Source organism: Streptomyces sp. 4N124, assembly GCF_052245395.1.
Lineage (GTDB): Bacteria > Actinomycetota > Actinomycetes > Streptomycetales > Streptomycetaceae > Streptomyces.
Window position 1 is genome coordinate 113,076 of the sequence record NZ_JBQQBS010000003.1, and the last position, 26,455, is coordinate 139,530.

Here is a 26,455-nt window from a genome sequence, read left to right on the forward strand (position 1 = left end):
ACCGGGCCGGAGTTCGAGTCGGTGGTCAGCCCGGCCGTCACCGCGGCGAAGCTGCTGATCCCGGAGCCGTGCCGCCGTTCATGAAGATGAGCGACACCAGCGCCAGCCCCACCACGGCGCCGATCACCTGCATTCCGATGAACGCCGGCACGGAAGCCGGCTCGATGCCCGCGAAGGTGTCGCTGAACGCGCGGCCAATGGTCACTGCCGGGTTGGCGAAGGACGTGGACGAGGTGAACCAGTACGCGGCGCCGATGTACGACGCGACCGCGACCGGGGCGAAGCGGAGCCTGTCGGTGCGGGCCAGGCCGAAGATCAGCAGGATCAGACCGGCGGTCGCGACCACCTCGCCCAGCAGCAGATTCCCTGCCGAGCGGTCATGCGTGGACCATTCCACCAGCGGCTCGCCGAACATCGCGTTCGCCAGGACGGCGCCCGCGATCGCGCCGACGATCTGCGCGGGGACGTACACCGCGGCCTCCCGCGCGGTGACGCCGGATCCTCCTCGCCGCGCGGTCCACCACTCGGCCAGCGTGACGGCCGGGTTGAAGTGCGCCCCGGAGACCGGACCGAGCAGCACGATCAGCACACCGAGCCCGAAGACCGTGGCCAGGGAGTTGGCCAGCAGCTGCACCCCGACGTCCTGGGTCAGCTCGGTGGCCTGGATGCCGGAGCCGACCACGACCGTGACCAGGGCAGCGGTGCCGACCAGCTCGGCGGCGGCCCTGGCGAGCAGGGGTGTACGGGGCGGCGTCGCTCCGGGCGCGGGCTGCGGCTCGCCCGCGGGTATGACGGACTCCGCGGCGGACTCGTGGGTGGCGGTCAACGAAGACTCCTTGGTGCTGTCGCCTCAAGCGGCGGGGATCAGGGGCAGGACCGCTTGTTGTCGGCCGCGGTGCGGGCAGACTCGGCCAGCTCGGCGAACTGGTCCGCGAGCGAGGCGACGACGTCCGGGCGAAGCTTGTAGTACGTGTAACGGCCGCACGGTTCCGTCTCGACGACGCCGGCCTCGCGCAGCACTCTCAGGTGGTTGGAGAGGTTGGTCTGGCGAGCGCCGGTCTCCTCCACCAGGTGGGTGGTGCAGAGGGTCTCCTTGGCGAGCAGGGTCACGATCTGGAGCCTGAGCGGGTCGGCCAGAACCCGGATCAGATCAGTGTCGACTGACGTCATCATGGGCTGATACTGTCACATCATCCACGGTTGATACCACCCTGGGCTGATCCTCGCCGATCACTGGGACCCGCACCCAACACCCGTTGGGCCCCTGACCCTTTGAAAGGGGTCACCATGACGTCCTCCTCACCCCCCGTTCTGCCTGATGAGCACCTCGAAGCCAGCGTGGCCCGGCTCGCTCTGCGCTACCGGGGCCAGTTCTCCGCGGAGACCATCCAAAGCGTCATCACCGACTCGTACGAGCGTCTCGCCGAGCACGCCCACGTCCGCACCCACCTCGTCGTGCTGAGCGAGCACCTGACGAAGGACCGGCTCGACGCCCTCGCCCACATCCAGGGCTCGCCAGGCGTCGGCCTGCCCCGAGTGCTGTTCGTGTGCACCCACAACGCCGGACGGTCCCAGATGGCAGCCGCCCTCCTCGCCCACCGGGCCCACCGCCATGTGGTCGTCTCCTCCGCGGGCACGCGTCCCGCCGCCGAGGTCGAGCCGGCCGTCGGGCAGGTGCTGGCCGAGGTAGGGGTGAACCTGAGCGAGGCCGCCTTCCCCAAGCCGCTGACCGACGAGGTGGTCCAGGCCGCCGACATCGTCATCACCATGGGCTGCGGCGACGCCTGCCCCGTCGTGCCCGGCCGCCGTTATCTGGACTGGCCGACCACCGACCCCGAGGGCGCCCCGATCGACGTCGTCCGCGGCATCCGCGACGAGATCGACGCCCACATCACCGAGCTGCTCGACTCCCTGCCGAGCACCTGAACCCCGTACACCTGCTCAAGAAGAAGGAAGACCCGATGTCCTCGACCCCGCTTGCCTCCGTGCTGTTCGTCTGCGTCCACAACGCCGGGCGCTCGCAGATGGCCGCCGGATTCCTCACCCACCTCGCGGGCGACCGGATCGAGGTCCGCTCGGCCGGCTCCATCCCCGCCGATCAGGTCAACCCGGCTGCCGTGGAGGCCATGAAGGAGGTCGGCGTCGACATCTCCGGCCAGCAGCCCAAGGTGCTGACCACCGAGGCGGTCCAGGCCTCCGACTACGTCATCACCATGGGCTGCGGCGACGCCTGCCCGATCTTCCCGGGCAAGAAGTACCTCGACTGGGCCCTGGAGGACCCGGCCGGCAAGGGCGTGGAGTCCGTGCGCCCCATCCGCGACGAGATCAAGACCCGCATCGAGGGGCTGATCGCCGAGATCGACGCCACGCAGGAGGCGTGACCTCGGTGACGGGCAACTCCATACGTGAGGTCATCGTCGTCGGCGGAGCGCTGACCACGACGACATCGTCGAGGTCGGCTTCACGGGGACAACAAGACCGTCACCGACACCGCGGGCACCGCCCACCGGACCACGACCGTGATCTTCGCGACTTTCCGGCTACCGCAAGCTCGGCCTGCTGCGCGAAGACGAGCTGTCGGGCCGGGGCGTGTCCTGGTGCGCGACGTGCGACGGGTGCTTCTTCTGGGGCCGCGACGTCAAGGGCGCGGGGGCTTCATCGGACACCTCGACGAAGTCCACCGGCACGACGCGGCCGGCGGCCCGGCCGACGTAGCGACGCACGCGCGAGGCCTGCGTACGGCACTGCGCTGCCACCGCCCGTCGGCCCGTAGTCGGAGGTAGCCTGGGGTCAGGTGGTTGGACCTTCAATCAAACTCCTGCTGGAGGCCGCCATGGACGTCCTGGTACTGATCGGGCGCATTCTCTTCGCCGCCCTCTTCCTCGCAAGCGCGGTCGGCCACTTGACCCAGACCAAGGCGATGGCCGGATACGCGACGTCCCGAGGCGTACCGGCCGCGGTTCCCGCCGTGCTGGGCAGTGGCGTGCTGCTTCTCGCGGGCGGGCTGAGCGTTCTCCTCGGCGTGTGGCCGGACCTCGGGGCGCTGCTCCTGATCGTCTTCCTCGTGCCGACCGCCGTACTGATGCACGCCTTCTGGAAAGAGACCGACCCCCAGGCGCGTCAGATGGAGATGGTCCAGTTCCAGAAGGACATGGCACTCGCCGGCGCCTCGCTCATGCTGCTCGGGCTCATCGCCCATGCCGACGGCGAGCTGGGCCTGACCCTTACTGGGCCGCTCTTCGACATCGACTGACCAGGACGTGTTCAGCGGAGTTGAGCCGATGACCGCACATCGACAGGCGCTGCGAAAGGCTATCGCGCGCTGCTCGGACGGCAAGGTACGGGCGAAGTCGGACGCACCCGTGGTCGGTGTCAGCGGCCGGTGGATCCGTCGATCTGTTCGCGGAGGATGTCGGCGTGGCCGGCGTGCCGGGCGGTCTCTTCGATCATGTGCACCAGGACCCATCGCATCGATGGTGCCGGCCCTCGGCGCGGGGGTCGCGGGGCGGGAAGAGCCAGGTCCGGGCAGGCGTCGATGACCTGGTTCGCTCGCTCGACGGCCTCCCGGTAGTCGGCCAGGACGCCGTCGATGGTGTCCTCCGCGGACGGCCGCATGGTCGCACGCCAGTGGCCGATCTCCTCCCCGAGGAAGTAGAACCGTTCGACGAACGTCAGATGCTTGAGCAGCCCGAGAAGGCTGGTACCCGAAGGCACTCCGCCCGTTCGGACCTGCGGTTCCGGCACGCCCGCAGCCTTGTCCGCGACCGCGCTCCGCAGATAGTCGAGGAAGCCCCGCAGGGTGGCCTTCTCGTCGGTGCCGGTCGAGGGAGGCCCGGTGTCCTTCGGCCGAGTCCGCGGTCGCTGCGTACGGTTTCCTGGCATCAAGTCACTCCTTACGTTGTTGCTCGGGCCGCTCCCCGTCATTCGTAGGATCGGGAGGCCCAGGGGCAGCGGGTATGGCTGAGTTACTCCAGCCCTCGGTGGCTTGAACGGACTGGCCACCCGCTGCCCGCGACGACTCGGGCACTGATTGGGATGCGCGAACAAAATCGCTGTGTAAGGACACGCTGCCGAGGTCGTCTGCTGGGCTGTGCGACGGTTCGACGAGGGAGGTAGCCGTGCCCGAACTCTGGGCTGGTACGGATGCAGGCAAGGCAGAGCATCACTGCACGGTGATCGACGCCAACGGCACACGTCGGCTGTCGCGACGCGTGGCCAACGAGGAGAGCGCGCTGCTCACGTTGATCACTGATGTGCTGGAGCTGAGCGACGGGGATCCCGTGACCTGGGCGATCGACCTGAACGCAGGCGGGGCCGCGCTCATGATCGCCCTGCTCACCGACAACGGGCAGTCGGTGCTCTACATCCCTGGCCGCACCATCTACCACGCCTCGGGCTCCTACCGCGGAGACGGCAAGAGCGACGCGAAGGACGCGTTCGTCATCGCCGACCAGGCCCGCATGCGCCGAGACCTCCAGCCGGTCCGGAACAGCGACGAGATAGCCGTGGACCTGCGGATCCTCACCGCGCGTCGGATGGACTTGGCCGCCGACCGTACGAGGACGATCAACCGGCTGCGTGCGCAGCTGCTGGAGTACTTCCCCGCGCTGGAGCGAGCATTCGACTACAAGAGCTCCAAGGGCGCCCTGGTGCTGCTCACCAGCTATCAGACCCCGGCGGCTCTGCGTCGCATCGGTGAGAGCCGGCTTGCGGCCTGGCTGAAGAACCGCAGCGTGCGCAGCGGCAAGCATGTTGCCGCCCGCGCGGTCGAGGCTGCGAAAGCCCAGCACGTCACAGTGGCTGGGGAGAAGCTGGCCGCGGCCGTGGTGGCGAAACTTGCGAGGGAGGTGACGGCTCTCGACGAAGAGCTCTCGGAGACCGACGCTCTGATCGAGAGCCGATTTCGGGAGCACCCGTATGCCGAGATGCTCCTGAGCATGCCCGGCATGGGGCTCGTCCTCGGGGCCGAGCTCATCGCCTGCACCGGTGGGGACATGAGCGTGTTCGGCAGCTCGGATCGCCTCGCGGGCGTCGCTGGACTGGCTCCGGTCCCCAAGGACTCCGGACGCATCAGCGGCAACATGCGTCGCCCGCGCCGATACTGCCGGCGCCTGATGCGGGTCTTCTACCTGTCCGCCCAGGTCGCCGCCCAGCACTGCCCTGCCTCCATGGCGTTCTACCAGCGGAAACGGGCGGAGAAGAAGACGCACAAGCAAGCCGTCATCGCTCTTGCACGCCGTCGACTCAATGTCCTGTGGGCGCTTCTTCGTGACGGTCGCACCTTCGAGATCAGACGCCCCATCAACTCTCTTGCTTGACAACTTCATTGGGAGTCCGTTCCTGCGGGACATGGTGAGGGTCGGGCGGTCATCCAGCGGTCGGCTGGAGGCCGTCGGCGTCGAGAGGAATCCATCGGAGTCGCCCCTTCGTCGGCCGGCGTGCCGAGCGTGATCCGTGGTTCCGACAGCATCGCCACCGCTTTTTCGGTCTTGCAAGAGAAGTTGCGGATCCGCATCATCGGGCCATGGACAACCAGGACAACCCCGCGGGAGATGTTCTGGCCGGGGTCGGACCACGTCTGCGTGCCCTGCGCCGGGCGCGGCGCGCCACGCTGGCGGCGTTGGCAGACGAAACCGGCCTCACGGCGAGCACCTTGTCCCGTCTCGAGAACGGCAAGCTCCGCCCCACGCTGGAGCAGCTACTGCCCCTGGCCCGGGCGTACGGTGTCCCGCTCGATGATCTCGTAGCGGCGCCGCCCACCGGCGATCCGCGCGTCCACCCGCGACCCGTACGGCGATCCGGGCTGGTGATGGTGCCACTGACCACGCGGGCCGGCGGGATTCAGGCGTACAAGGTGATCCATCCGCCCGCCGGCCGTGCACCCACGATGAACCTGCAGACCCATGAGGGATACGAGTGGTTCTACGTCCTCGACGGACACGTCAGGTTCGTGCTCGGCGAGCGGGAGTTCCGGCTCGGTGTCGGCGAGGCCGCGGAGTTCGACACCCGCACACCGCACTGGATCGGCAGCGCCGACAGCCGGCCCGCGGAACTGCTCGCCCTGTTCGGCGCGCAGGGAGAGCGCGCACATCTGGCACCGTCCAGGCAGTGATCACCTCAGTCGCCCTCCACCGGCCGTGATGCACACACGGTGGCGGCGCCTGTCCTGCCCGCTCACTCCAACGCCCCTGGCGCTCACAGCAGCGTCGGGGCGTGGAATTCGCCGAGGCCGGAGGTCAGGTCCCGGTCCAGCCAGTAGCGGCGCGGTTCGGCGAGCATGACGTCGACGCTGACGGTGAGGATGCCGGGGATCTTGGCCAGCTCGTGGTCGATGAAGAGTGCCAGGGCGGAGCGGTCGGAGACCAGGCCGGTGGCGAGGACGGACATGTCGCTGGCGACGTGGGCGGCGAGCCGGGTCTGGGGGAGTTGGTCGATGCGGCGCATGACGTCGGGGGTTTCGCCTGGGGCAACGCGCAGGCGGAGTATGAACGGGGTCTGGAAGCCGAGCCATTCCGACACGATCTCCAGACGCGGCTTGACCCATCCCTCGTCGAGGACCCGGCGGACGACGCGGTGCGCGGTGGAGGTGGCCAGGCCGGCGGCTCGGGCGATGCTCGCGGCGGATGCGCGGCTGTCCTGGATCAGCTGGGCGACGACGGTGCGTTCGGCCTCGCTGAGTGGTTTGGCGGGGGGTGTCGCGGTCGCGGTGCCCTCGGGGCGGGCGCCGGTGAGTTTCAGCAGGTCGGCGCGTTCGGTGTCGGTGAGGAACTGGGGGTCCCAGGTGATGCCGCGGCGCAGGGTGCTGAGGGCGGGCAGGGCGTTGACGCGGCGGACGCCGGGGATCGAGAACATCCGGTCGATCGCCTCGCTGGTGGCCGCCTCGGAGGGGGCGTGGACGACGGCGTAGAGGGGGTAGTCGCCGGAGATCTGTGCCAGGAGCTGGAGGTGGGGCAGGTCACGCAGCCGGTGGAGGACGGCGAGCGGGGTTTCGCCGGTGATGTCCAGGAAGACGTGGACCGGCATCGCCGTGGAATGCATGCCCCAGTCGGCCTGCCCGATCACCCGGACCATCCGGGCCTCGTGAAGGCGGTCGTAACGGCGTTTGAGCGTGCTGGCGTCGGCGGACAGGATCCCGCCGATGTCGTCCCAGGTGGCCCGGGGCGCCAGGTGCAGCGCGCCGATGAGGCGCCGGTCGAGCTCGTCGAGGAGAGGGCGGGTCATAGTGCATCACCTTAGACTGCCGATTAATCCCGCTGTTACATCCTTGGTCTAGAGAATCTCTCATTCGGCTGCCATTGTTCGCAGGAACATCCCTCAAGCGCACGAAGAGGTACCGATGAGTGCCACCGCGACCCCGCCCCAGCCGACCGAGCCACAGTCGAGAGTCCTGCGCGCCGCGTTCCGCGCGCTCGCGGCGATCGAGAAGGTCGGCAACAAACTGCCCAACCCTTTCTGGCTGTTCTGGATCCTCGCGGGGGTCGTCGCCGTGCTCAGCGCCGTACTGGCGGCGGTCGGGGTCAGCGCCGTGCACCCCGGCACGGACGAGACCATCAAGGTGGAGAACCTGCTCAGCAGGGACGGCATCACCATGGCCGTCGAGGGGGCCGTCGACAACTTCGCGGCCTTCCCGCCGCTGGCCACCATCCTCACCGTGATGTTCGGCATCGCCGTCGCCGAGAAGAGCGGACTGTTCTCCGCCCTGCTGCGCCGGATGGTCGCGCGGGTGCCGGGCAAGTACCTGACCTTCGCCCTGTCGATGACGGCCATGGTCAGCCATGTGGCCGGTGACGCCGCCTACGTCACCCTCATCCCGCTCGGCGCACTCGTCTTCCGCGCGGCGGGCCGCAGTCCGGTGCTCGGCTGCATCGTCGCCTACGTCTCGATCTCCGCCGGCTACGACGCCTCCCCCTCGCTCACCACCACCGACGTACTGCTGTCGGGAATCTCCACCACCGCCGCCCACACCATCGACGCGGACTACGTCGTCACCCCGGTGGCCAACTACTTCTTCGGGCTCGCCTCATCGGTCCTCGTGGCCCTGGTGATCACGCTCGTCGTCGACAAGGTCCTCGCCCGCCGTACGGACCTTGAGCCCGACGAGCCGGTCGCCGCACTGAACGCCGACGAGCGGGAGGCGATCGACGTCACCGAGCAGCAGCGCCGCGCTCTGCGGGTGACCGGACTGGTCGCCCTCGGCTTCATCGCGTTCCTGGTGGTGGCGATGATCCCTTCGTCCTCACCGCTGCGCGGCGAGCACGGCGGCATCGTCGACTCCTCACTGATCGGCGGGATGGCACTCGTCCTGGGCCTGTTCTTCGCCGTGCTCGGCACCGTCTACGGCCGGATGACCGGCACCTTCTCCGCCGCCCGCGACATCATCGCCGCGATGGTCGACGGCACCCGCTCGATGGCCCCGATCCTCGTCCTCTTCTTCGCGATCTCGCAGTTCCTCGCCTACTTCAAGTGGACGAACATCGGCGACATCCTCGCCGTCAAGGGCGCCGAGACGCTGCGTGACCTGGACATGAGCGGCTGGACCGTGCTGGTCGGCGTCGCCGTGCTGATCACCTTCATGAACCTCGTCATCACCAGCGGCTCCGCACTGTGGGCGCTGGCCGCGCCGGTGATCGTGCCCATGCTGATGCTCATCGGCATCGAGCCCGAGACCACCCAGGCCGTCTACCGCGTCGCCGACTCGGTCACCAACTGCGTCACCCCGATGAGCCCGTACTTCGTGATGGCGCTGGGCTTCATCCAGCAGTACCGCAAGTCCGCCGGCATCGGCACGCTGGCCTCCTTCACGATCCCGATCGCCGCCGTCGTCTGGGTCGTCTGGGTCGCGTTCTTCGTGGCCTGGTACCTGCTGGGCATCCCCTTCGGCATCAGCTGACCCCACCCCTGCCGCCAGGAAACACCACACCCACACCTCGTACGAGAAAGCAGATCATGACCGTATCGCCCGCTGCCGCCCTCACCGCCCGCGCCCAGGAGGTCTCGTCGGAGATCGTCACCGACATCCTGACCCTCGTCCGCCACGAGACCGGCAGTTACGACCTGCCCGGCCTCGCGGCGGGTCTGGACCTCCTGCGTGAACTGGCCGTTCACCGGCTCGGTCGGCCCGACCACGAACAGCGCCACCCCGGCGGCGAGTGCGGGGACACCCTCACGCTGACCTACACCGGCACCGGCGCCGGGCACGTCGCGCTCGTCGGCCACTACGACACCGTATGGCCGACCGGCACCCTCGCCGGATGGGAGCAGCCGTCGGTCGAATCCGGCGGCCGGGCGAAGCTCAGCGGTCCGGGCATCTTCGACATGAAGACCGGCCTGGCCCAGGGCATATGGGCACTGAAGCTCGCCCGCGAGAGCGGCGCACCCGTGCCCACCGTCACCTTCGTCTTCAACGGCGACGAGGAGATCGGCTCCCTGTCCTCCCGTCCGGTGATCGAGGACGTCGCCAGGAAGGTCGACGTCACGCTGGTGCTGGAGCCGACCGCCCACGGCGCGGTCAAGACCGCCCGCAAGGGCTCCGGGATCTTCAAGGTCACCGCCACCGGCGTCGAGGCGCACGCCGGGCTCGCGCCCCAGGACGGGGCCAGCGCGATCACCGCATTGTCGGAGTTCGTCCTCGCCGCCGCGGCCGTCGCCGCCCCCGAGAGGGGCACCACCATCAACACCGGGCTCATCAGCGGCGGTACCGCCACCAACGTCGTGGCCGGACAGGCCACCGCGAGCATCGATATCCGGGTCAGCAGCGAGAGCGAACAGGACCGCGTCGACGCCGAGTTCGCCGCCATCAAGGTCAGCGACCCCCGCGTCCGCATCCACGTGGACCACGCCTGGAACCGTCCGCCCATGACGCTCAACGCCGCCTCCGCGCCCCTCCTCGACCTCGCCCGCGGCGTCGCCCGTGCGCAGGGCCGCGACCTGCCCGATGCCGCCGTCGGCGGCGCCAGCGACGCCAACTTCGTCGCCGCCCTCGGCCTGCCGGTGCTGTGCGGCCTGGGCGCGGTCGGCGACGGCGCCCACGCCCAGGGTGAGTACATCTACCCCGACACCGCGCCCACCCAGACCGCCCTCATCGCCGGACTGCTCGGACGACTGGCCCAACCGGTGCACGACGGAGCCACGACGTCCTGACGCACGACACACAGGCGCGGTGGTTGTCGACCGCGTATCCGTGACTGGTTGCGCAGTACGACCAGGGTGACCGGCACCCGGCCGGTGAAGACCATCTGATGGTTCGGGCCGGCGCCGACGGAGCGTCGCCGGGGTCCGGCACCCCGCTCCTGGAGGGCCGACTCGCACCGAGCGGCGGAATACGACCAACGCATGCACGCTCCATGACTGCCGACCGCGAAGTTCACGCCCTAGAGCTGCCGTGTCAGTGCTCAGCGGATTTCCACCACGCCAGATTGGCGGCCACCTGGGACACTCCTTCGATGATCTCCCACGCCTCGGCGATCCGCCCGTCGTCGAACCGCAGGATGTCGACGACGGCGATTCCCGGACCGGCACCGGGAATCCAGCGCCGCGAGTACATCGCGACGTGATCACCGTCGGCCAGCACGTGATGGACCTCCACCCGCATGTCGGCGAGCGGCACCGTGCGTAGGGCCGCGAGCCATTCCGCCTTGGTCGACGAGGTTGAATCCGGCGTGTGATGGACGAAGTCATCGCTCAGCAACGGCTCAAGCGCATCGACGTCACCCGTCCCGATCAGCTCCGCCAACGCCCGTTCCACGATGCTCTTGTTCTCTGTGGTCATGCACGCAGTGTTTCCGGGGCCCGCGTTGGTTGTCGATGAACTCGGATTTCATGGCGTACGGCGCCACGAGGAGTAGCCTCGGTGATCGTGTCCACGATCGGGGAACTGTTGCGGCAGTGGCGGCATCGCCGCCGACTCAGCCAACTTGATCTCGCGCTCGCTGCCGACGTATCGGCCCGTCACGTCAGTCTGGTCGAGACCGGCAAGTCCAACCCGAGCGCCGACATGGTCCTGCGGCTCGCGAAGCAGCTCGATGTGCCGCTGCGTGAGCGCAACCGGCTGTTGCTCGCCGCCGGCTTCGCGCCCCGGTACGCCGAGCGGCCGCTCGACGGCGACGCGCTGTCGGCGGCCCGGGACGCGGTCGGCAGGGTGCTCCGCGCGCACGAGCCGTATCCGGCGCTGGTCCTCGACCGCCGATGGAACATCGCGATGACCAATCGCGCGGTCGACCCATTCCTCGCAGACGTCGCTCCCGAGCTGCTGCGGCCGCCGATCAACATGCTGCGGCTGGGACTGGACCCGCGCGGGCTCGCCCCTCGGCTCGTCAACCTGGACGACGTGCGGGCGGTGCTCCGCTCCCGCATCACGCGTCAACTGGCAACCGCCCCCGACGCCGAACTCACCGCGCTCTACGAGGAACTGCTGGTCCCCGACTCCACGGACACACCGAGCCGGCCGGCCGAATCCGACATCGTGATCCCGATGATCTTCCGCTTCGACGGACGAGAACTGCGGCTGTTCTCGACCATCACCACGTTCGGCACCCCGATGGACATCACGCTGGACGAGGTCGCGATCGAGTCGTACTACCCGGCGGACCCGGAGACCGTCGCCTATTTCACGAAGGTCGACCAGGATCAGCATGGGTGATTTGAGGGTCGGCCGATCGGCTACTTCCCCCGCCACACCGGCGCCCGCTTCTCGGCGAATGCCCGGGCGCCCTCCTGGGCGTCGCTGGAGGCGAGGACAGGGGCGGCGATTTCCTGCTGCTCGGCGTAGTCGCGGGCGTCCGTGTGGCCGATGGACGCCGACACCATGCGCTTGGCCGCGCGGACCGCGAGTGGTCCGTTGGCGGTGATGCGGGCGGCCAGTTCACGGGCACCGGCGAGGGCTCCGCCCGGCTCGGTCACCATGTTGACCATGCCGTGGCGGTGGGCGGTCTCGGCGGAGATCGGGTCACCGGTGAGCGCGAGTTCCATCGCGAGTTGATACGGCAGAACCCTGGGCAGCCGCAGCAGTCCGCCGGCAGCCGCGACGAGGCCTCGCTTCACCTCCGGCAACCCGAACTGAGCGCCCCGTGCCGCGACGATCAGGTCGGCGGCCAGCGCCAGTTCGCAGCCACCGGCCAGGGCCCAGCCCTCGACCGCCGCGATGAGCGGTTTGGCCGGCGGTCGCTCGGTGATCCCCGCGAAGCCACGGCCCGGTATCGAGGGGCGCTCGCCCCGAGCGAAGGCCTTCAGGTCCATGCCCGCGCAGAAGGTGTTTCCCGCCCCGGTGAGGATGCCCACGACAACGTCGTCTCGTGCCTCCAACTCATCCATGGCTCGGGCCAGTTGCACGGCGACGTACAGGTCGACCGCGTTACGGACCGCAGGCCGGTTGATCGTGACGACACCGACGCCGTCGGCGAACTCCGTCAGCACACTGCCCTGATGGTCATCCGTCATCTGCCCTCTCCCTCACCCTGGCTCCCTTACTTATCGCTCGCTAAGGTACGGGGCAGAACGGCAGCGCGCGCAAGAACGCCTACCGCTCCTCAAGGGGCCCTCGCAGGAAGGGAGTTCCATGACCGACGCCGTCATCGTCGATGTGGTGCGCACCGCCTCCGGGAAGGGCAAGCCCGGCGGGGCACTGGCCGGCCTGCATCCCGCGGAGCTGCTCGCCACCGTCCTGCGCGAGCTGCTGGATCGCAACGAACTCGACCCGGCTCTGGTCGACGACGTGATCACCGGCTGTGTCTCGCAGTCCGGTGAACAGGCCCTCAACCTCGGGCGGACGGCGCTGCTGGCCGCCGGCTTCCCGGAGTCCGTGCCGGCCACCACGGTCGACCGGCAGTGCGGCTCCGGTCAGCAGGCGGCGCACTTCGCCGCGCAGGGCGTGCGGGCCGGGGCCTACGACGTCGTCGTTGCCTGCGGTGTGGAGTCGATGAGCCGGGTGCCGATGTTCAGCAGCGCCCAGGGCCGGGATCCGCACGCTCCCCTTGCCCGGCGGTATCCGAACGGACTGGTCCAGCAGGGGGTCAGCGCCGAACTCGTCGCGGCCCGCTGGAAATTGAGCCGTGGTGAACTGGACGAGTTCGCGACACGCTCGCACCGGTGCGCCGCCGCCACCGCGGCGGCAGGGGGTTTCGACGGCGAGATCGTCCCTGTCGGCGGCCACGCGGTGGACGAGACCGTCCGTCCGTCGACCACGGTCGAGGGCCTGGCCGACCTGAGTCCCGCCTTTGCCGACCCGAGCCTCGCCCGACGCTTTCCGGAGATCAACTGGTCGGTCACGCCGGGTAATTCCTCGCCGCTGACCGACGGGGCGGCGGCCGCGCTCATCATGAACGCGGAGCGGGCCGACCGGCTGGGTTTGCGGGCGCGCGCCCGCTTCCACTCCTTCGCCGTCGTCGGAAGCGATCCCCTGCTGATGCTCACCGGTGTCCTGCCGGCGACGGAGAAGGTCCTGGCCCGCGCCCGGCTGTCGCTCGACGACATCGACGCCTATGAGGTCAATGAGGCCTTCGCACCCGTCCCCCTGATGTGGCGGCGCGAGTTCGGGGCCGACCCGGCACGCCTCAACCCGCGCGGCGGGGCCATCGCACTCGGCCACCCGCTGGGCGCGTCCGGCATCCGGTTGCTGGCCACTCTCGTGAACCATCTGGACGCCACCGGGGGCCGCTACGGCCTCCAGACCATGTGCGAGGGCGGCGGCATGGCCAACGCCACGATCATCGAGCTGCCCTGAGAAGCGACCACGACTCTGCGAAGCGGTTCGAAAGGGGAACGGCACCATGAACCTCACCGGCACCGATATAGCGCTGGTCACCGGCGGCGCTTCCGGCCTCGGTCTGGCCACCGTACGGCGGTTGGTGGCCGACGGCGCCCGGGTCGTGGTCGTCGACCTGGCGTCCTCCGACGGCAAGGCGGTGGCCGCCGGTCTCGGCGGCCGTGCGGTCTTCGCCCCAGCCGACGTCACCGACGAGGCCCAGATCACCGCCGCCCTGGACACGGCCGTCGGCCTCGGCGCGCTCCGCGTGGTCGTCAACTGCGCGGGCATCGGCACCGACGTCTTCCGCGTCGTGGGCAAGCAAGGCCCGTTCCCCTACGACGAGTTCCGCCGCACCGTCGAGGTCAATCTGATCGGGACGTTCAACGTCATCCGCCTGGCAGCCGCGCGCATGATCGCCACGGCGGAACCGGTCGGCGAGGAGCGGGGCGTCATCGCCAACACGTCCTCCGTGGCGGCTTTCGACGGGCAGATCGGGCAGGCCGCGTACGCCGCCCCCAAGGGCGGCATCGTCGGCATGACGCTGCCCGTCGCCCGCGATCTGGCCCAGCATCTGATCCGCGTCGTCACGGTCGCGCCGGGCCTGTTCGCCACTCCCCTGCTGGCCGGCCTCTCCCAGGAGGCGCAGGACTCGCTGGGCGGCCAGGTGCCGCACCCCAGCCGTCTCGGAAAGCCCGAGGAGTACGCCGATCTGGTCGCCCACATCATCGCCAATCCGATGCTGAACGGCGAGACGATCCGTCTGGACGGCGCCATCCGCATGGCACCCCGCTGAGCGAGCCCGCCAAGTCCCGTGCCCGCTACGGCCGCGTCCGCTTCGCGGGGGGGCGACTGCGGGGGTGACCGCGCGCCCCGGTCGCCTTCGGTGGCCGGCTCCGGCGGCCGAGCACGTGGACCTTGCCCGCCGTTCGGCTGCGACCCGGCTCGGGACGCGGCCCCCGCTACGGTCGGTGTCCCACGGCATCCAGGGCGATCGTGACGTACCGCTCGGCGATCCGGTCCGGTGTCAGGGGCCCGTCGGGCCGGTACCACTGGGCCACGGCCTGGCACATCGCCAGCACCGCCCGGCCGGCATCCACTGGCACGGGCGTGGTGAACACGCCCGTCGCCACCCCGTCCCGCACGGCCTCACGCAGCAGCCCTTCCAGCTCGTCCCGCAGAGCGACGTAGCGTGCCCGATTGTCGGACTCCAGGCTGCGCATCTCCGTGTCGAGGAAGGCGAGCGGCGCCCGGTGGGTCATGTACAGCACGATGCACTCGACCAGCGCCGAGAAGCGGTCGATCGGGTCGTCGCCCGCCTCCGCCAGGGCTGTGCGGCAGCGCCCCAGCACGGACTCGAGTGAGCCGAAGAGCAACTCGACCAGGATCGCCTGCTTGTTGGCGTAGTGGTAGTACAGGGCGGGCACGGTGACGCCCACGCGGCGGGCCAGTTCTCGGACGGTGGTGGCGTGATAGCCCCGCTCCACGAAGGAGTCGAGGGCGTGCGCGAGGATCGGCGGCAGTTCCAGCGGGGCGTACGTCCGCCAGTCGGTGTGGGTGTCCGAGCGCAGATCGGCGACGGTGTCCGCCATGTCCCACGCCTCCGCACATCCGCTCGACTTCGGCCCTTCAGAGTACCGGGTGGTCCGATCCGGAGCACTTGCCGAAGTCATAGCCGGGAACCGGACAATCCGGCGGTGAGGGCCCGCCGCAACGGGCCGCGTGCGGCGCCCGACATTGGGGGTGATTCCCGACAGAAAGCGCCTCACAGAAACGGGTCGCGCGTCCTTGAACAGCACTTACCGTGAGTCAGCTCACAGACCGAATAATCCTTGTGATTTGTGGCCGACTTCGAGTCGTCCCATAACAAGCGTGCAGCCTGCACCGTAATCAACCGGCAACAGAAAAATCGTTCGTGATTCAGCGACCTCCCGTCATGGTCCGCACATAGCCGAGAAGGCTCGATGACCGTCTGCCGTCGACAAGCCCGGAGATACCATCCCCATAACCGCGCATCACCTAAGGGGAATTCCAGCATGGGCGTGATGATCGTAGACAGCCACCCTTCCATGCGTCTGGCACTCAGCACACTGGTCGAATCCCACCTCCGCATGCCCGTTGTCTGTTCCGCGGCCACCGCGGAGGAGGCCTACGCCGCACTGCTGAGTCAGCGTCCCAGCATCGTCGTGACAGAGCTGGAGCTCGGTGCCGCCCATGAGGGTGCGGCGCTGTGCCGACGCGCGAGGTCACTACCGCTGAGGCCGCGGGTCATGGTCTTCTCCGGCAGCAGCTCTCCCGACCAGGTCGCCGCTGCCCTGACCTCCGGCGCGGACAGCTTCGTCCACAAGAGCGCCTCCGTCACCGAGCTGGTCGACGCGATCCGGCAGACCGCGTGCGGCCGGCGGGTGTGGCTCCTCGGCGACACGGGCCGGCGACAGGAGTCGGACCGCCGCCGCATTTCTCCGCTCACGCCACTGACCGAGCGGGAGGAACAGATTCTCGCACTCCTGCTGCGCCGCTATACGAATGACGAGATCGCGCGCGAGCTGACACTGGCCGGACAGACCGTCAAAAACCATGTGAGCAATATTCTGCACAAGGTCGGAATCCGCAACCGCAGGGAACTTTTCCTCGACCAGTCGGCGTTGTCCGCGTGAACGCGTGCAGGTGAGCCCCGGAACGTCTTCATTCGGAGGACGGGACGGGGCTGACGCACACATCGGTGCCGTCGAACACCTCACACCATTCCTGCCTCGTCCGCGTGCGAAAGACGCCGGCAAAGAGGCGTCTCAGCTCCGCCCAGACTGAGGGATCCCGGTGATCGGGCACCATCTCCCAGACGTCCAGCAGACGGACGAGCTCCCGGTAGCCGTCCGGTTCCAGGGCGCGGACTGCCATCCGGTGACCGTCGGCGGTGCGATAGTCGGCGTGGAAGGGGCAGCCCACGAGGGTGTCGTCGACGATCCCGCCCTCCCCGGTGCGCGCCACCTGTGCCAGTGCCGCCAGCACGGCCACCGCGAGGTGGAGCGCGGCTGCCGGCTCGTCCGGGCCGCGTGCTGCCAGGGTCGTACGTCCATGGACGAGCCGCGGATTGCGGGCCAGGCACCGTTCGGGGCCGGGCCCCCGGGCGTCGGCCGGTGACTCCACCAGGACGTCGGCGCCGGCGGCGAGTTCGAGCACCGCCTCGGCGTCCGCGGACCGGTCGACGCGTACGATCTCGGCGCCGAGGCCGGCGAGCAGCACCCCGCACAGAGACGTGTCGCCCGGTGGTGCCAGATCGACGACCCGCAGCCCTTTGAGTGGTGCCGTCGTGAGATCGGCAAGAGGGGCTCCGCCTTGGAGAGCGGACATGTCTCACCCCTCCCGGTCCCCGGTCAGCCGGGTGATCGACGCGCGGGTGCCGGCCCGGCTGGTCGTAGGACTCACGTGGAGCACCGGGCCCACGCTCACCCGTGGCGGCCGGGTCACCGCCCACAGCACGGTCTCCGCCACGTCCTCGGGGGTGAGCAACTCCTCTGTGCCCACGCCCAGTTCGTCGGGATCGGCCGACAGCTCCGTACGCACCCAGCCCGGGCAGATCGCCACCGCCCGCACGCCGTGGTCCCGGTTCTCCAGTGCCACCAGCTCGCTGAGCACGTTGAGGCCCTGCTTGCTGACGGCATAGCCCGCGGTGTGGCTGAGCGTCTCGCGGGTGATGGAGGAGCCGATGTGCACGATCGTCCCTCCGCCGTTCTTGCGCATGTACGGCAGCGCCGCATGGCACAGCAGATACGGCACGGTGAGGTTGAGGCGGATCATCAACTCCCAGTGTTTCGACGGGAGTTCGTGGACCTGGGCGAGCCGCACCACACCGGCGCAGTGCACCAGCATCGCGGGGGCACCGAACAGTTCCACGGTCTGCGCGACCACCCGCTCCGGCTCGCCCTCGGCGGCCAGGTCGGCGGGGAGGACACTCGCCCGTCCGCCACGGGCGTGTACCTCCTCGGCCACCCGGGACAGCGGCTCGATACGCCGTGCGACCAGGACGACGTGCGCCCCGGCATCGGCCAGCGCCCGGGCGACGGCCGCTCCGATGCCCGAGGAGGCGCCGGTCACCACCGCCGTTCCGGAGACTCCGGCGGTGCTCATGCCAGGCCCCCGTTCCCGGCCAGCGGTGGCAGTCCGCCCAGGGCAAGGCCGCCGTCGACATGTAGGACGGCACCCGTCACATACGCGGACGCGTCCGACACCAGATAGGCCACGAGCGGCGCCACATCGCCCGGCAGACCCGCCCTGCCCTGGGGAATCCGGGCGAGCCACGCGTCCTGGAAGCCTTCGTGCGCCGACGCGTCGGCCATCGGGGTGGAGATCAGGCCGGGCTGTACACAGTTGGCCCGGATCCGGTGGCGGCCGCCGGAGACGGCGAGGCTCCGGGTGTGCTGGATCAGGGCGGCCTTGCTCGCGGCGTAGCTCTCCAGCCCGGGCACGAAACCCGCCCCGGCGGAGCCGATCGCGACGACGGCGCCGCCGCGCCGGTCACTCGCCCAGCGTCGTACCAGCGCGTCGGCGAGCGTGACGTATCCCCGGTAGTTGACGTCCAACGCCCGCTCCCGCAGGGCGGGTTGGTGGTCCGGGGCTTCCGGTTCGCACAATCCGGTCGCGTACACCAGGGCATCGATCCGCGCCGCGGACCACAGCCGCTCCACCAGTGGCTCGAGCGCGTCGAGATGGGACACGTCCTGCCGCACGGCCTCGGCCCGACGGCCCAGGGTGGCGATCTCGTGGGCCACGGCGAGGATTTCACGCTCGCGCCGCGCCACAACTGTGACGTCGGCCCCCCGTCGCGCCAGCTCCAGCGCCGCCTCCCGTCCGATGCCACTGCTCCCGCCGACCACCAGGCAGTGCCGTCCGCTCAGGTCGAACAGGTCGGCTCCGCCCCGGGACTGGTCGAACGGTTCCGTGCTTTCGGTGCGTGCGCGGGACGGGCGCAGGGGCGGGACCATCGTCAGTCCCATGCCGCCGTCGACCGGGATCGTCTCGGCCACCGTGTAGCCGCAGCCCTCCGACGCCAGATGCAGGACGGCGGCGGCCAGGTCCGCGGGCTGGGCGACGCGGCGCAGGGGCAGGTGGCGCAGGACGGCGGCGGTGCGCTGCGGGCCGGGCCGGTGCGAGAGGCAGGGAGCGATACCGACGCGGATCTGGTTGGCGAGGACGCCGTGGCAGGACAGACGGGCCGCGAGCTGCCGCCACCAGGCCAGGTCGGCTGCCCGCGCCGCCGCCTCCTCGGCCGGGACGCCGGTGTGCAGTCCGCCCCCTCCGTCGAGGACGAGGATCATCCGGCCCGATCCGCGGCCCGCCATGGCCGCGGCGATCCGTGCGAGGTTCCCGCGGGGCAGGGGCGCGGACGGGGTGGCGCTGTCGAGGACGGCGGTGCCGGTGAGCAGGGCGCAGCAGATGTCGGGGACCGCCACGTCCTGCCCACCGGTGTCGTCGACGAGCTTCACGCCGACGCTCTCGAAGGCCTCGCGGAGCACGTCGTACGCCGTCCCGCGCGGCCCCAGGACGACTGCGGTGGAACCGTGGATCGGCAGCGCGTCCTTGGTCATCGTTCCTCCAGGTGCTCGATCAGCAGGGACGTGGCGTCTCCCCCGCCGCCCGCCACCATCACGAGGGCGTGCCGCCCGGTCAGCGGGGCGCGGTCGCCCTGTACCGGGGTCGCGTCGAGCCGTGCGTAGGGAGTACGGCAGCCGGCCACGGGGGCGACCGTGCCGTGGCGGAACATGAGCGCCGAGGCGACGAACTTCATCAGCCCGACGAAGCCGAAGACGTGCCCGAAGGCGGCCTCCTGATTGGTCAGCAGCAGCGGCCCGTCGTAGTCCATCGCTTTGCGCAGGCCGTCCAGGGCCTCGCAGAAGAGGTTCTCCACGTGACGTGAGCCGTCGGCGAAGCTGTTGACGAAGGCCAGCCGGTCCATGCCGATACCGGCCGCGGTGAGCAGGGCGTGCCCGTCCCTGGCGAAGTTGTCGGGTGGTCCGGAGATCATCGGGTTGGTGCCGTTGCTGCGCGAGGAGCGGAACGCGAGGCGCAGCGGGATACCGGCCGTACGACCGGATTCCAGTACGACGGCCAGGGCGCCCTCGCCCGGAGCGTTGCCGTCCTGCTCCTCGTCGTGCGGGCGTACGGACCGCGGGTCCGGTGACCAGGTGGAGATGCGGAAGCCGCGGCTGCGGCTCTCGTACGTGGTGCTGGAGACGCAGACCGGGTCGAGGGTGGCGTCCGCGCCGACGACGATCGCCCGGTCCGCGGTGCCGTCGCGCAGCAGGGCGGCCACCACCTCCAGGGCGCGCAGGGAGCAGTTGCAGGCGCCGGAGACGGTCAGGGTCTGCGGGCCGATGCCGAGGACGGAGCAGATGCCGCTGGTGACGCTTCCGGGGGTACCGGTGAGCCAGTACTCCATGCCGAGCGCGTCCGGGCCGCCCCGCTCGTACAGGGTGAAGTAGCGGCGTGCCTCCTGGAAGGCGAACTGCAGTGAGGCGACGACGAGGACGGTACGGCCGTCGTCGATGTCCTGGGCCGTCAGCCCGGCGTCGGCGAGAGCGTTCTTGACGGCGCCGGTGGCGAGCGCGGTGACGCGGGCCATCCGGTCGCCGACCCGCTGGGGCACGCCGAGTGCCGTCACCGGATCCCAGCCGGTGACCTGGCCCGCGATGCGCAGCGGGAGGTCGTCGAGGGCGAAGGGCGTCAGACAGGTGGCGCCGGTGCGGATGATGTCCCACAGGTCCGGGACGTCCGTGCAGGGCCGTCCGTCTCGGCCGGGCAGGACGGCACCGATGCCGGTCAGGGTCAGCGGCTCAGTGCTCATCGTCACCCGCCGGGTGTCCGTACTCCGCGGCGCACGGCTCCGGCGCCGCGAGCAGCAGCGCGCCGGCGGCGCCCATCTGGTAGTTGAAGCTCAGGGCCAGGTCGAAGGAGAGCGGCCGGGCCTCGCCGGTGACGACCGTGCAGGGCGCCTCGGGGACGACTTTCTCGCAGTTCGCGGTGGGGCAGACCTGTCCGTCGCGCATCATCAGCAGGGTGGTGGCGGCGCCGATGACGCCGAGCGGTGCGCCGTTGTGCCCGAAGCACGCCTCGTGGTTGGTCAGCAGCGGCCCGTCGGCGGGGTCCGGGCCGTAGAGGGCGCGCAGGGCGCTGAACTCCATGAGGTGGAAGAGCGGGTCGCCCTCGGCGCCGCCGTTGACGACGGGGACGGCGGCGGGGTCGATCCGCTCGTGGCTGTCCGTGGCGCGCAGGGCGCTGCGTACCGCGCGCACGAGGGCGTCGCCGTCCTCGTCGGGGGTGAGTGCGCTGCCGGTGGCGGCGCGCCGGACGGCCTGGCCGAGGATCCGCCCGTAGGGCCGGCGGTTGCGGCGTTCGGCGTGCTCGCGGCTTTCGAGGATCAGGGTGGCCGCGCCCTCGCCGAGGTTGAAGCCCTCGGCGCGTTCGTCGTAGGGGCGCATCGGCCGGTCGTAGCGCAGCCGGGTGGTCGGGCCCGAGTAGGAGGAGGTGCGGCCGGTCCGCTCCGCGGCCCGGCGCAGTTCCTCGAAGTGGTCGATGTAGTCGAGGCTGTACGCGTCGACGCCGGTGACCACGGCGAGGTCCACCTCGCCGGAGGCGATCTGCTGGGCGGCGGCGCCGAGCAGCGCGTTGGTGGAGGCGCAGCCGCAGGACAGGGAGTAGCTGGGGCCGCCGCTGCGCAGCAGGGCGGCCTGCACCGAGGCCACGTCGGTCGCGGTGACGGACAGCAGGATGCGCATCAGCAGCGCGCGGGCCTCGGCGGGGCCGGTATGTGAGGGCTCGGCGGTCACGCCCGCCATGTACGTCTCCAGGACCGTGTCGAACCCGGCCCGCCCGGTGAGGACCGCGGCGTCTGCGAGGTCGGTGCCGCGCCAGTTCAGATCCGCGTCCTCACAGGCCTCGACCAGGGCGACGAGGCCGTAGCGGTGGACGTCGTTGTAGTGGGCCCGGAAGCGTTCGTCGAGTTCGGGGACCGCCGCCGCGAACTCCTCCTCGTCCAGGTGGACCCGGCCGTAGAACAGGCCGTCGTTGTCCAGGTGGGACGCCGCGCGGGACACCGTACGCCACAGGTCGCCGCCGGTCCGGCAGACCGTGCGGTGGGGTCCGGGCAGGCAGAACCCCATGCCGGTCACCAGCACGTCGCGCCATCCGGCCGTCACACTCACCACGTCAACTCGCTTCCGTTCAGGGGACATTGATGACCCGGGGCAGCCCGAGCTCACAGCCGGAACAGCAGCCCGCCCTCGTAGAACCCGGAGCCGATCGCCGGGGTGAGGTACAGCTGGCCCGGACGGGTACGGCCGCTGTCGATCAGCTCGGACAGGGCGATGGGGATGGAGGCGCTGGAGGTGTTGCCGCGCGTCTCCATCGTGACCACGAAGCGCTCGGGGTCGATGCCCGCCTTCTCCTGTACGGCGGTGTGCAGCGGGTCGGTGCCGGGGTGGATCAGCACCCAGTCGATGTCCTCGATCTCCAGGCCGTTGCGTTCCAGGAGGAGTTCGATGGCCCGCAGATTGCCCTCGATGGCCCGCTCGATGAGGTCGGGCGTGCTGGTGAGCCAGCCATTGGGGCGCCGGGCGTGGATGACGCGCGCGTCCTCGCCGTCACTGAACAGCACGGAGTCGATCAGCCGTGGGGCGGTCGGCGCGAGGCCGTCGGTCCGTTCCAGGACGACGGCTCCCGCCGCGTCGCCCGCGACCAGCTCGCCCTTGCTGCCGGGCCGGGTGCCGCGCGAGAGCTGCTCGGAGCTGACCACGACGGCGGTGCGCCAGGGGCCGGGCGAGGACAGCATCGCGGCGGCGGACTGCACCCCGTGCACGAATCCGGCGCATGCCCCGCACAGGTCGAAGCCGAGGGCGCGCCGCGCACCGAGCTCGTGCGCCACTTGAGGCCCGTACTCGGGGATGAACTGCCGGTCGGTCCAGTTGGTGACGATGACCAGGTCGACCTCACGCGCCGTGCGGCCGGCCTCGCGCAGGGCATGCTCGGCCGCGCGGACGGCCATGTAGTCGATGGTCTCCGCCTCGTCGGCGACGTGCCGCGACTTGACGTTCAGCCGGCCGATCACGGCCTGGTCGATCGCGTTGAAGCGCTCCTCGGCGCCGACGGCGTCCGGGGTGTTGTGCACGACGCGTTCGGGGAAGTAGTGCCCGACGCCGGTGATGCGGATTCCGGTCCCCGCCCAGGTTCCTCCGGTACGGATGGGGCCAACTGCCGTGTCGGTCATGGGTGTTCGATGTCCTCTCGGTGGATGGTGACCGGATCGCGGCGGACGGTGTGACCGGCCGTCACTCGGTCCCAGGTGTCGGCCGTGACGCCCGCTTCGCGCAGCAGGTCCTTGCGGACCTTCCCGGTGGGCGTGACGGGCAGTTCGGGCAGGGTGCGGATGTAGCGGGGAAGCATGAAGTGGGCCATGCGCGGGCGCAGGAAGCGCAGCAGCGCGGCAGGGTCGAAGTGCCCGCCGGGTACGGGGCTGACGACTGCGAGGACTTCCTGTTCGCCGTGCTCGCCGGGAACCCCCACGGCCGCGGCGTCGCGGACGGCCGGGTGGGCGCGCAGTTCCTCCTCGACCTCGAAGGACGAGATGTTCTCGCCGCGTCTGCGGATGGCGTCCTTGATCCGGTCGACGAAGTACAGCTCGCCGTCGGCCTCCTGACGGAAGGCGTCGCCGGTGTGGAACCAGCCGTTGCGCCAGGCGGCCGCGGTCGCCTCCGGCATGCCGTGATAGCCGTGGCTGAACGCCCAGGGCACGTCCGCCCGCAGCACCAGTTCGCCGACGCTGCCGTGCGGGACTTCTCGGTCGTACGAGTCGACGACCCGTGCCTCGATGCCGGGGCGCGGCCTGCCGCAGCTGCCGGCCCGGGTCGGCCGGGGGTCCGACATGACCGGACAGGACGTCTCGGTCATGTTGAACAGCGTGCGCACCTCGACGCTGAACCGGGAACCGAAGGCAAGGGCCGTCTCCGTGAAGGGAATGACGTAGGCGGTGCGCAGCGGATGCCGGGTGTCCTCGGGAGTGGACGGCTGCTCGGTCAGGAAAGCCGTCATGGCGCCGAGGAGGGTGCAGGCAGTCGCCCCGAGGTCGCGGACCTGCTTCCAGAACGCCTCGGTACGGAAGTGCGACACGACCGCGACCGATCCGCCCAGGCCCAGCATGCCCAGGATGCCGAGGACGCCCCCGGCGTGGAAGAGCGGCAGGGTGACGAGGTAGCGGTCGTCGGCGGTGAGCCACTGCCCGTAGGCGGCCGTGGCGCTGGTGTGGAGGTGGGCGTGGCTGCACAGGACGCCCTTGGAGCGGCCGCTGGTGCCGGAGGTGTGGATGATCGCGTGGGTGTCCCACGGCTCCAACGGCGTTTCGAGAGCGGTGAGTTGACCGGCATGGGTGGTCAACGGGTCGCCCGACGGGCCGTCGACGACCAGCACCCGGAGGTCCGGTCCCAGGTCGAGGCCGTGCAGGTGCGTCACCAGGTCCTGGCAGGTGATCAGCAGCCGGGCGTCCAGGCCCCGTATGACCCGCTCCAGCATCCGCCATCGGTAGGCCGTGTTGAGCGGTGCCCACACGCCTCCGGCGGCGACGGTGCCGAACCAGGTCCGCAGCTGGTCGGGGCCGTTGGGCAGCCAGCTGATCACCACGTCACCGCGGCTCACGCCCTGCTGTCGGAGCGCCGCTCCCGTCGAGCCGGCCTGCCGCCAGGCGTCGGCGTACGTCCATCGCTCGCCGTCCTCGAACAGCGCGAAGAGCCGGTCGGGATGGCGGGCGGCCCCTCGGGCGAGCTGCTCGCTGACGACGCACTCCTCGCGCGCGGTCACGGAGCTGTGCGGGCTCATCCGTCGTCCTCCCCCGGCCGTCGGCGGCCCAGCACGGGCAGTCGTAGCAGCGAGGGCCGGACGGCGTCGTGGAAGACGGACTGTCGGGCCACCACTCCCTCGGTGTCCTGGCCAGGGCGCCGGCCGGTGTTCATGTTCCGGTCCAGATGCGGGAAGTTGCTGCTGGTGACCAGCAGCCGCAACCGGTGTCCGGCCTCGAACCGCCAGGCGGTGTGCCCGAGGTCGACCGTGCACCGCTCGGGCACCGACGGGGTGAGGGGCTTCTCGCTGTCGAAGCCCTCGCGGTAGCGGGTGCGCAGCGCTCCGTCGCAGACCAGGATCGAACGGCCGTCGGGGAAGACGTCGGTGAGCTTCACGACGATGTCCGTGTCGGGCGCCGTGCTGGCGAAGCAGAGGGAGGCGGTGACGTGCCCGACGGCCTCCACGGCGACGGCGAGTTCGGGTCCGGTGTAGACGACGGTGTCGGCGCGCGCCTCCAGGTGCCGCTGGTTGAGCGGGCCGCCCACGAGTTCCCCGAGGGCCAGGACGCGGCCCCCGTGGGTGGGGGACGGATCGTCCGGATCGTAGGTGTAGGTGTCGGCGGGCTCGTCGTCCTGCGGCGGATGCAGGGCGAGCCGGCCGCCCTCGCGCAGATACCAGAGGTTGGCGGCCGACTCCTCAGGAGGCCAAGTCCGGGCCGTGCGCCATTCGTTGGCGCCCATCATGAAGTAGCTCACGGGCTCGGCCGCGCGCTCGACGCCCTTGAGGTGGGTGTCGAAGAAGTCCAGGACCCGTTCGGCCACCGGGCCGTACTCCCCCGCCGCGGTGAGGCCGAAGTTCAGCTCGCCCTGGTACTGCGGCAGGGTTCCGGAGTGGCTCCAGGGCCCGATGACGAGCCGGTGGCCGCCCGGATCGCGGCGTGCCAGCTCGTCGTGGAGGGCGATGCTCGGCCCGTTGTAGATGTCGAACCAGCCGGTGAGCGACAGGGTGGGCACGGCGACGTCCGTGGTGCGGATGTCGGGCCCGTGCGCGCGGCCCCGTTCCACCATCGCCCCCAGGGACAGCGGGCTGTCCGGCACGTCCAGGATCCGGCCGAGGGGAAGCCGACGCAGTTGCTCCTGCGGGGAGTTCAGGTAGCGGACTACGGCCGAGAAGCCGTGCCTGCGCCCCTGGGCCGTCTGGCGGCGCATCCAGTCGACGGCCATGAAGCCGAGCCATCCGGCGAGTTGGGACAGGCGCAGCGCACCACCGGTGGCCCGCGGATCGTGCGCGGCCGAGGTGGTCATCGCCGGGGCGATCGCCCGCAGGTGCGGGGGCTTCAGCATCGCCCCGACCCACTGCACGATGCCGAGGTACGACGTCCCGCTCATCCCTATGGCGCCGTCGCACCAGTCCTGGGCGGCGACCCACTCGACGGTGTCGTGGGTGTCGCGGGCCTCGGTGGCCCACATCCCGGTGTCCCACGCGCCGTCGGAGGCGAAGCGTCCCCGGGTGTCCTGCACGACGGCCGCATAACCCGCCCGGACGCAGCGTTCCGGAGGCAGCGGGTCCATCCTGGTCGCCGTCTTGTCGTACGGCGTGCGGTAGACGATCGCGGGGCGGGCCTCGCCCGGCACCCGCCAGACGTCGGCGCGCAGCACGGTGCCGTCGCGCATGGGGATCTCGACGTCCTGGTCGACGACAATTCCGCTCGCCAAGGGACACCTCCGTCAAGGGAGTTCGGTCGTACGAGGGGAAGTTCGGTCGTACGAGGGAGGGGCGCCGACCACGCTAGGCAGCGCGGACGGCGATCACATCGGCCGCCGAGTACCTCCTCGGCGGGCCGGCCGGGACTTGCGGTACTGGTCACCGGCCCAAGGGAGTTGCAGTGACGCCCGT

General features: G+C 70.3%; 26 protein-coding genes and 1 pseudogene. 12 read left to right on the forward strand and 15 right to left on the reverse strand.

What is annotated here, in order from left to right; all coding sequences use genetic code 11:
• Positions 1 to 37: 37 nt before the first annotated feature.
• Both ACTWQO_RS04385 and ACTWQO_RS04390 read right to left on the reverse strand, forming a co-directional pair.
• Positions 38 to 826: an aquaporin gene (locus ACTWQO_RS04385; protein WP_443235857.1), complete on the reverse strand. Its 789-nt coding sequence runs from the start codon at positions 824 to 826 to the stop codon at positions 38 to 40.
• A 38-nt stretch (positions 827 to 864) separates the two neighbouring features.
• Positions 865 to 1,173: an ArsR/SmtB family transcription factor gene (locus tag ACTWQO_RS04390; RefSeq protein WP_443235858.1), complete on the reverse strand. Its 309-nt coding sequence runs from the start codon at positions 1,171 to 1,173 to the stop codon at positions 865 to 867.
• A 114-nt stretch (positions 1,174 to 1,287) separates the two neighbouring features.
• Here ACTWQO_RS04390 and ACTWQO_RS04395 point away from each other — a divergent pair, with 114 nt between their 5' ends.
• The 4 genes and pseudogenes from ACTWQO_RS04395 (at position 1,288) to ACTWQO_RS04410 (ending at position 3,253) form a co-directional block, all read left to right on the forward strand.
• Positions 1,288 to 1,926, forward strand: a complete 639-nt coding sequence (locus ACTWQO_RS04395; protein ID WP_443235859.1) for an arsenate-mycothiol transferase ArsC — start codon at positions 1,288 to 1,290, stop codon at positions 1,924 to 1,926.
• A 35-nt stretch (positions 1,927 to 1,961) separates the two neighbouring features.
• Positions 1,962 to 2,381, forward strand: a complete 420-nt coding sequence (locus ACTWQO_RS04400) for an arsenate reductase ArsC (RefSeq protein ID WP_443235860.1) — start codon at positions 1,962 to 1,964, stop codon at positions 2,379 to 2,381.
• A gap of 78 nt (positions 2,382 to 2,459) precedes the next feature.
• Positions 2,460 to 2,712, forward strand: a pseudogene (locus ACTWQO_RS04405) (thioredoxin-disulfide reductase); the annotation flags it as partial.
• A gap of 121 nt (positions 2,713 to 2,833) precedes the next feature.
• Positions 2,834 to 3,253, forward strand: coding sequence for a DoxX family protein (locus ACTWQO_RS04410; protein WP_443236001.1), 420 nt, complete (start codon positions 2,834 to 2,836; stop codon positions 3,251 to 3,253).
• 119 nt (positions 3,254 to 3,372) lie between these two features.
• On the opposite strand, the gene ACTWQO_RS04415 is transcribed toward ACTWQO_RS04410, so the two are convergent.
• The gene (locus ACTWQO_RS04415) at positions 3,373 to 3,882 is read right to left on the reverse strand and encodes a DinB family protein (protein WP_443235861.1); all 510 of its coding nucleotides are present in this window, start codon (positions 3,880 to 3,882) and stop codon (positions 3,373 to 3,375) included.
• Positions 3,883 to 4,118: 236 nt separating this feature from the next.
• Between ACTWQO_RS04415 and ACTWQO_RS04420 the strand changes: the two genes are divergently transcribed.
• Positions 4,119 to 5,318 carry an IS110 family transposase gene (locus ACTWQO_RS04420; RefSeq protein WP_443235862.1) on the forward strand — a complete coding sequence of 400 codons (1,200 nt, stop codon included), beginning with the start codon at positions 4,119 to 4,121 and terminating at the stop codon, positions 5,316 to 5,318.
• A gap of 206 nt (positions 5,319 to 5,524) precedes the next feature.
• Positions 5,525 to 6,112 carry a helix-turn-helix domain-containing protein gene (locus tag ACTWQO_RS04425; protein ID WP_443235863.1) on the forward strand — a complete coding sequence of 196 codons (588 nt, stop codon included), beginning with the start codon at positions 5,525 to 5,527 and terminating at the stop codon, positions 6,110 to 6,112.
• A gap of 83 nt (positions 6,113 to 6,195) precedes the next feature.
• On the opposite strand, the gene ACTWQO_RS04430 is transcribed toward ACTWQO_RS04425, so the two are convergent.
• Complete coding sequence (locus ACTWQO_RS04430; protein ID WP_443235864.1) at positions 6,196 to 7,221, reverse strand: winged helix-turn-helix transcriptional regulator; 1,026 nt, start codon at positions 7,219 to 7,221, stop codon at positions 6,196 to 6,198.
• A 115-nt stretch (positions 7,222 to 7,336) separates the two neighbouring features.
• Here ACTWQO_RS04430 and ACTWQO_RS04435 point away from each other — a divergent pair, with 115 nt between their 5' ends.
• A complete protein-coding gene (locus ACTWQO_RS04435) occupies positions 7,337 to 8,890 on the forward strand; it encodes an AbgT family transporter (RefSeq protein WP_443235865.1) in 1,554 nt (517 codons plus the stop codon).
• 56 nt (positions 8,891 to 8,946) lie between these two features.
• Complete coding sequence (locus tag ACTWQO_RS04440) at positions 8,947 to 10,140, forward strand: M20 family metallopeptidase (protein WP_443235866.1); 1,194 nt, start codon at positions 8,947 to 8,949, stop codon at positions 10,138 to 10,140.
• 244 nt (positions 10,141 to 10,384) lie between these two features.
• On the opposite strand, the gene ACTWQO_RS04445 is transcribed toward ACTWQO_RS04440, so the two are convergent.
• Complete coding sequence (locus ACTWQO_RS04445; protein WP_443235867.1) at positions 10,385 to 10,768, reverse strand: nuclear transport factor 2 family protein; 384 nt, start codon at positions 10,766 to 10,768, stop codon at positions 10,385 to 10,387.
• 87 nt (positions 10,769 to 10,855) lie between these two features.
• Here ACTWQO_RS04445 and ACTWQO_RS04450 point away from each other — a divergent pair, with 87 nt between their 5' ends.
• Entirely contained in the window at positions 10,856 to 11,638 is a 783-nt protein-coding gene (locus tag ACTWQO_RS04450) for a helix-turn-helix domain-containing protein (protein WP_443235868.1), read from the forward strand.
• Between the two features lie 20 nt (positions 11,639 to 11,658).
• Here the strand turns inward: ACTWQO_RS04450 and ACTWQO_RS04455 are convergent, their stop codons facing one another.
• Complete coding sequence (locus ACTWQO_RS04455; RefSeq protein ID WP_443235869.1) at positions 11,659 to 12,435, reverse strand: crotonase/enoyl-CoA hydratase family protein; 777 nt, start codon at positions 12,433 to 12,435, stop codon at positions 11,659 to 11,661.
• 118 nt (positions 12,436 to 12,553) lie between these two features.
• Between ACTWQO_RS04455 and ACTWQO_RS04460 the strand changes: the two genes are divergently transcribed.
• A complete protein-coding gene (locus tag ACTWQO_RS04460; RefSeq protein ID WP_443235870.1) occupies positions 12,554 to 13,717 on the forward strand; it encodes a thiolase family protein in 1,164 nt (387 codons plus the stop codon).
• Between the two features lie 46 nt (positions 13,718 to 13,763).
• The gene (locus ACTWQO_RS04465; RefSeq protein WP_443235871.1) at positions 13,764 to 14,534 is read left to right on the forward strand and encodes a 3-hydroxyacyl-CoA dehydrogenase; all 771 of its coding nucleotides are present in this window, start codon (positions 13,764 to 13,766) and stop codon (positions 14,532 to 14,534) included.
• Between the two features lie 166 nt (positions 14,535 to 14,700).
• Here ACTWQO_RS04465 and ACTWQO_RS04470 read toward each other — a convergent pair whose 3' ends face one another.
• Positions 14,701 to 15,330 carry a TetR/AcrR family transcriptional regulator gene (locus tag ACTWQO_RS04470; protein WP_443235872.1) on the reverse strand — a complete coding sequence of 210 codons (630 nt, stop codon included), beginning with the start codon at positions 15,328 to 15,330 and terminating at the stop codon, positions 14,701 to 14,703.
• Between the two features lie 453 nt (positions 15,331 to 15,783).
• On the opposite strand from ACTWQO_RS04470, the gene ACTWQO_RS04475 reads away from it, so the two are divergent.
• Positions 15,784 to 16,395 (forward strand): response regulator, encoded by a 612-nt coding sequence (locus ACTWQO_RS04475; RefSeq protein WP_443235873.1) that lies wholly within the window; start codon positions 15,784 to 15,786, stop codon positions 16,393 to 16,395.
• Between the two features lie 28 nt (positions 16,396 to 16,423).
• On the opposite strand, the gene ACTWQO_RS04480 is transcribed toward ACTWQO_RS04475, so the two are convergent.
• Genes ACTWQO_RS04480 through ACTWQO_RS04515 form a run of 8 tightly spaced genes read right to left on the reverse strand, consistent with a single transcriptional unit; the run spans position 16,424 to position 26,274 of the window.
• A complete protein-coding gene (locus ACTWQO_RS04480; RefSeq protein WP_443235874.1) occupies positions 16,424 to 17,089 on the reverse strand; it encodes a CoA transferase in 666 nt (221 codons plus the stop codon).
• Between the two features lie 3 nt (positions 17,090 to 17,092).
• Entirely contained in the window at positions 17,093 to 17,866 is a 774-nt protein-coding gene (locus ACTWQO_RS04485) for an SDR family oxidoreductase (protein ID WP_443235875.1), read from the reverse strand.
• Positions 17,863 to 19,323 carry an SDR family oxidoreductase gene (locus ACTWQO_RS04490; protein WP_443235876.1) on the reverse strand — a complete coding sequence of 487 codons (1,461 nt, stop codon included), beginning with the start codon at positions 19,321 to 19,323 and terminating at the stop codon, positions 17,863 to 17,865. The genes ACTWQO_RS04485 and ACTWQO_RS04490 overlap by 4 nt, the downstream gene beginning before the upstream one ends.
• Positions 19,320 to 20,579 carry a beta-ketoacyl synthase gene (locus tag ACTWQO_RS04495; protein ID WP_443235877.1) on the reverse strand — a complete coding sequence of 420 codons (1,260 nt, stop codon included), beginning with the start codon at positions 20,577 to 20,579 and terminating at the stop codon, positions 19,320 to 19,322. Before ACTWQO_RS04495 ends, ACTWQO_RS04490 begins: the two co-directional genes overlap by 4 nt.
• Complete coding sequence (locus ACTWQO_RS04500; protein WP_443235878.1) at positions 20,569 to 21,939, reverse strand: beta-ketoacyl synthase N-terminal-like domain-containing protein; 1,371 nt, start codon at positions 21,937 to 21,939, stop codon at positions 20,569 to 20,571. Before ACTWQO_RS04500 ends, ACTWQO_RS04495 begins: the two co-directional genes overlap by 11 nt.
• 50 nt (positions 21,940 to 21,989) lie before the next feature.
• The gene (locus ACTWQO_RS04505) at positions 21,990 to 22,997 is read right to left on the reverse strand and encodes a ketoacyl-ACP synthase III (protein WP_443235879.1); all 1,008 of its coding nucleotides are present in this window, start codon (positions 22,995 to 22,997) and stop codon (positions 21,990 to 21,992) included.
• A complete protein-coding gene (locus ACTWQO_RS04510; RefSeq protein WP_443235880.1) occupies positions 22,994 to 24,598 on the reverse strand; it encodes an AMP-binding protein in 1,605 nt (534 codons plus the stop codon). Before ACTWQO_RS04510 ends, ACTWQO_RS04505 begins: the two co-directional genes overlap by 4 nt.
• On the reverse strand, positions 24,595 to 26,274 hold the full coding sequence (locus tag ACTWQO_RS04515) for a CocE/NonD family hydrolase (protein ID WP_443235881.1): 1,680 nt from the start codon (positions 26,272 to 26,274) through the stop codon (positions 24,595 to 24,597). Before ACTWQO_RS04515 ends, ACTWQO_RS04510 begins: the two co-directional genes overlap by 4 nt.
• Positions 26,275 to 26,455: the final 181 nt, after the last annotated feature.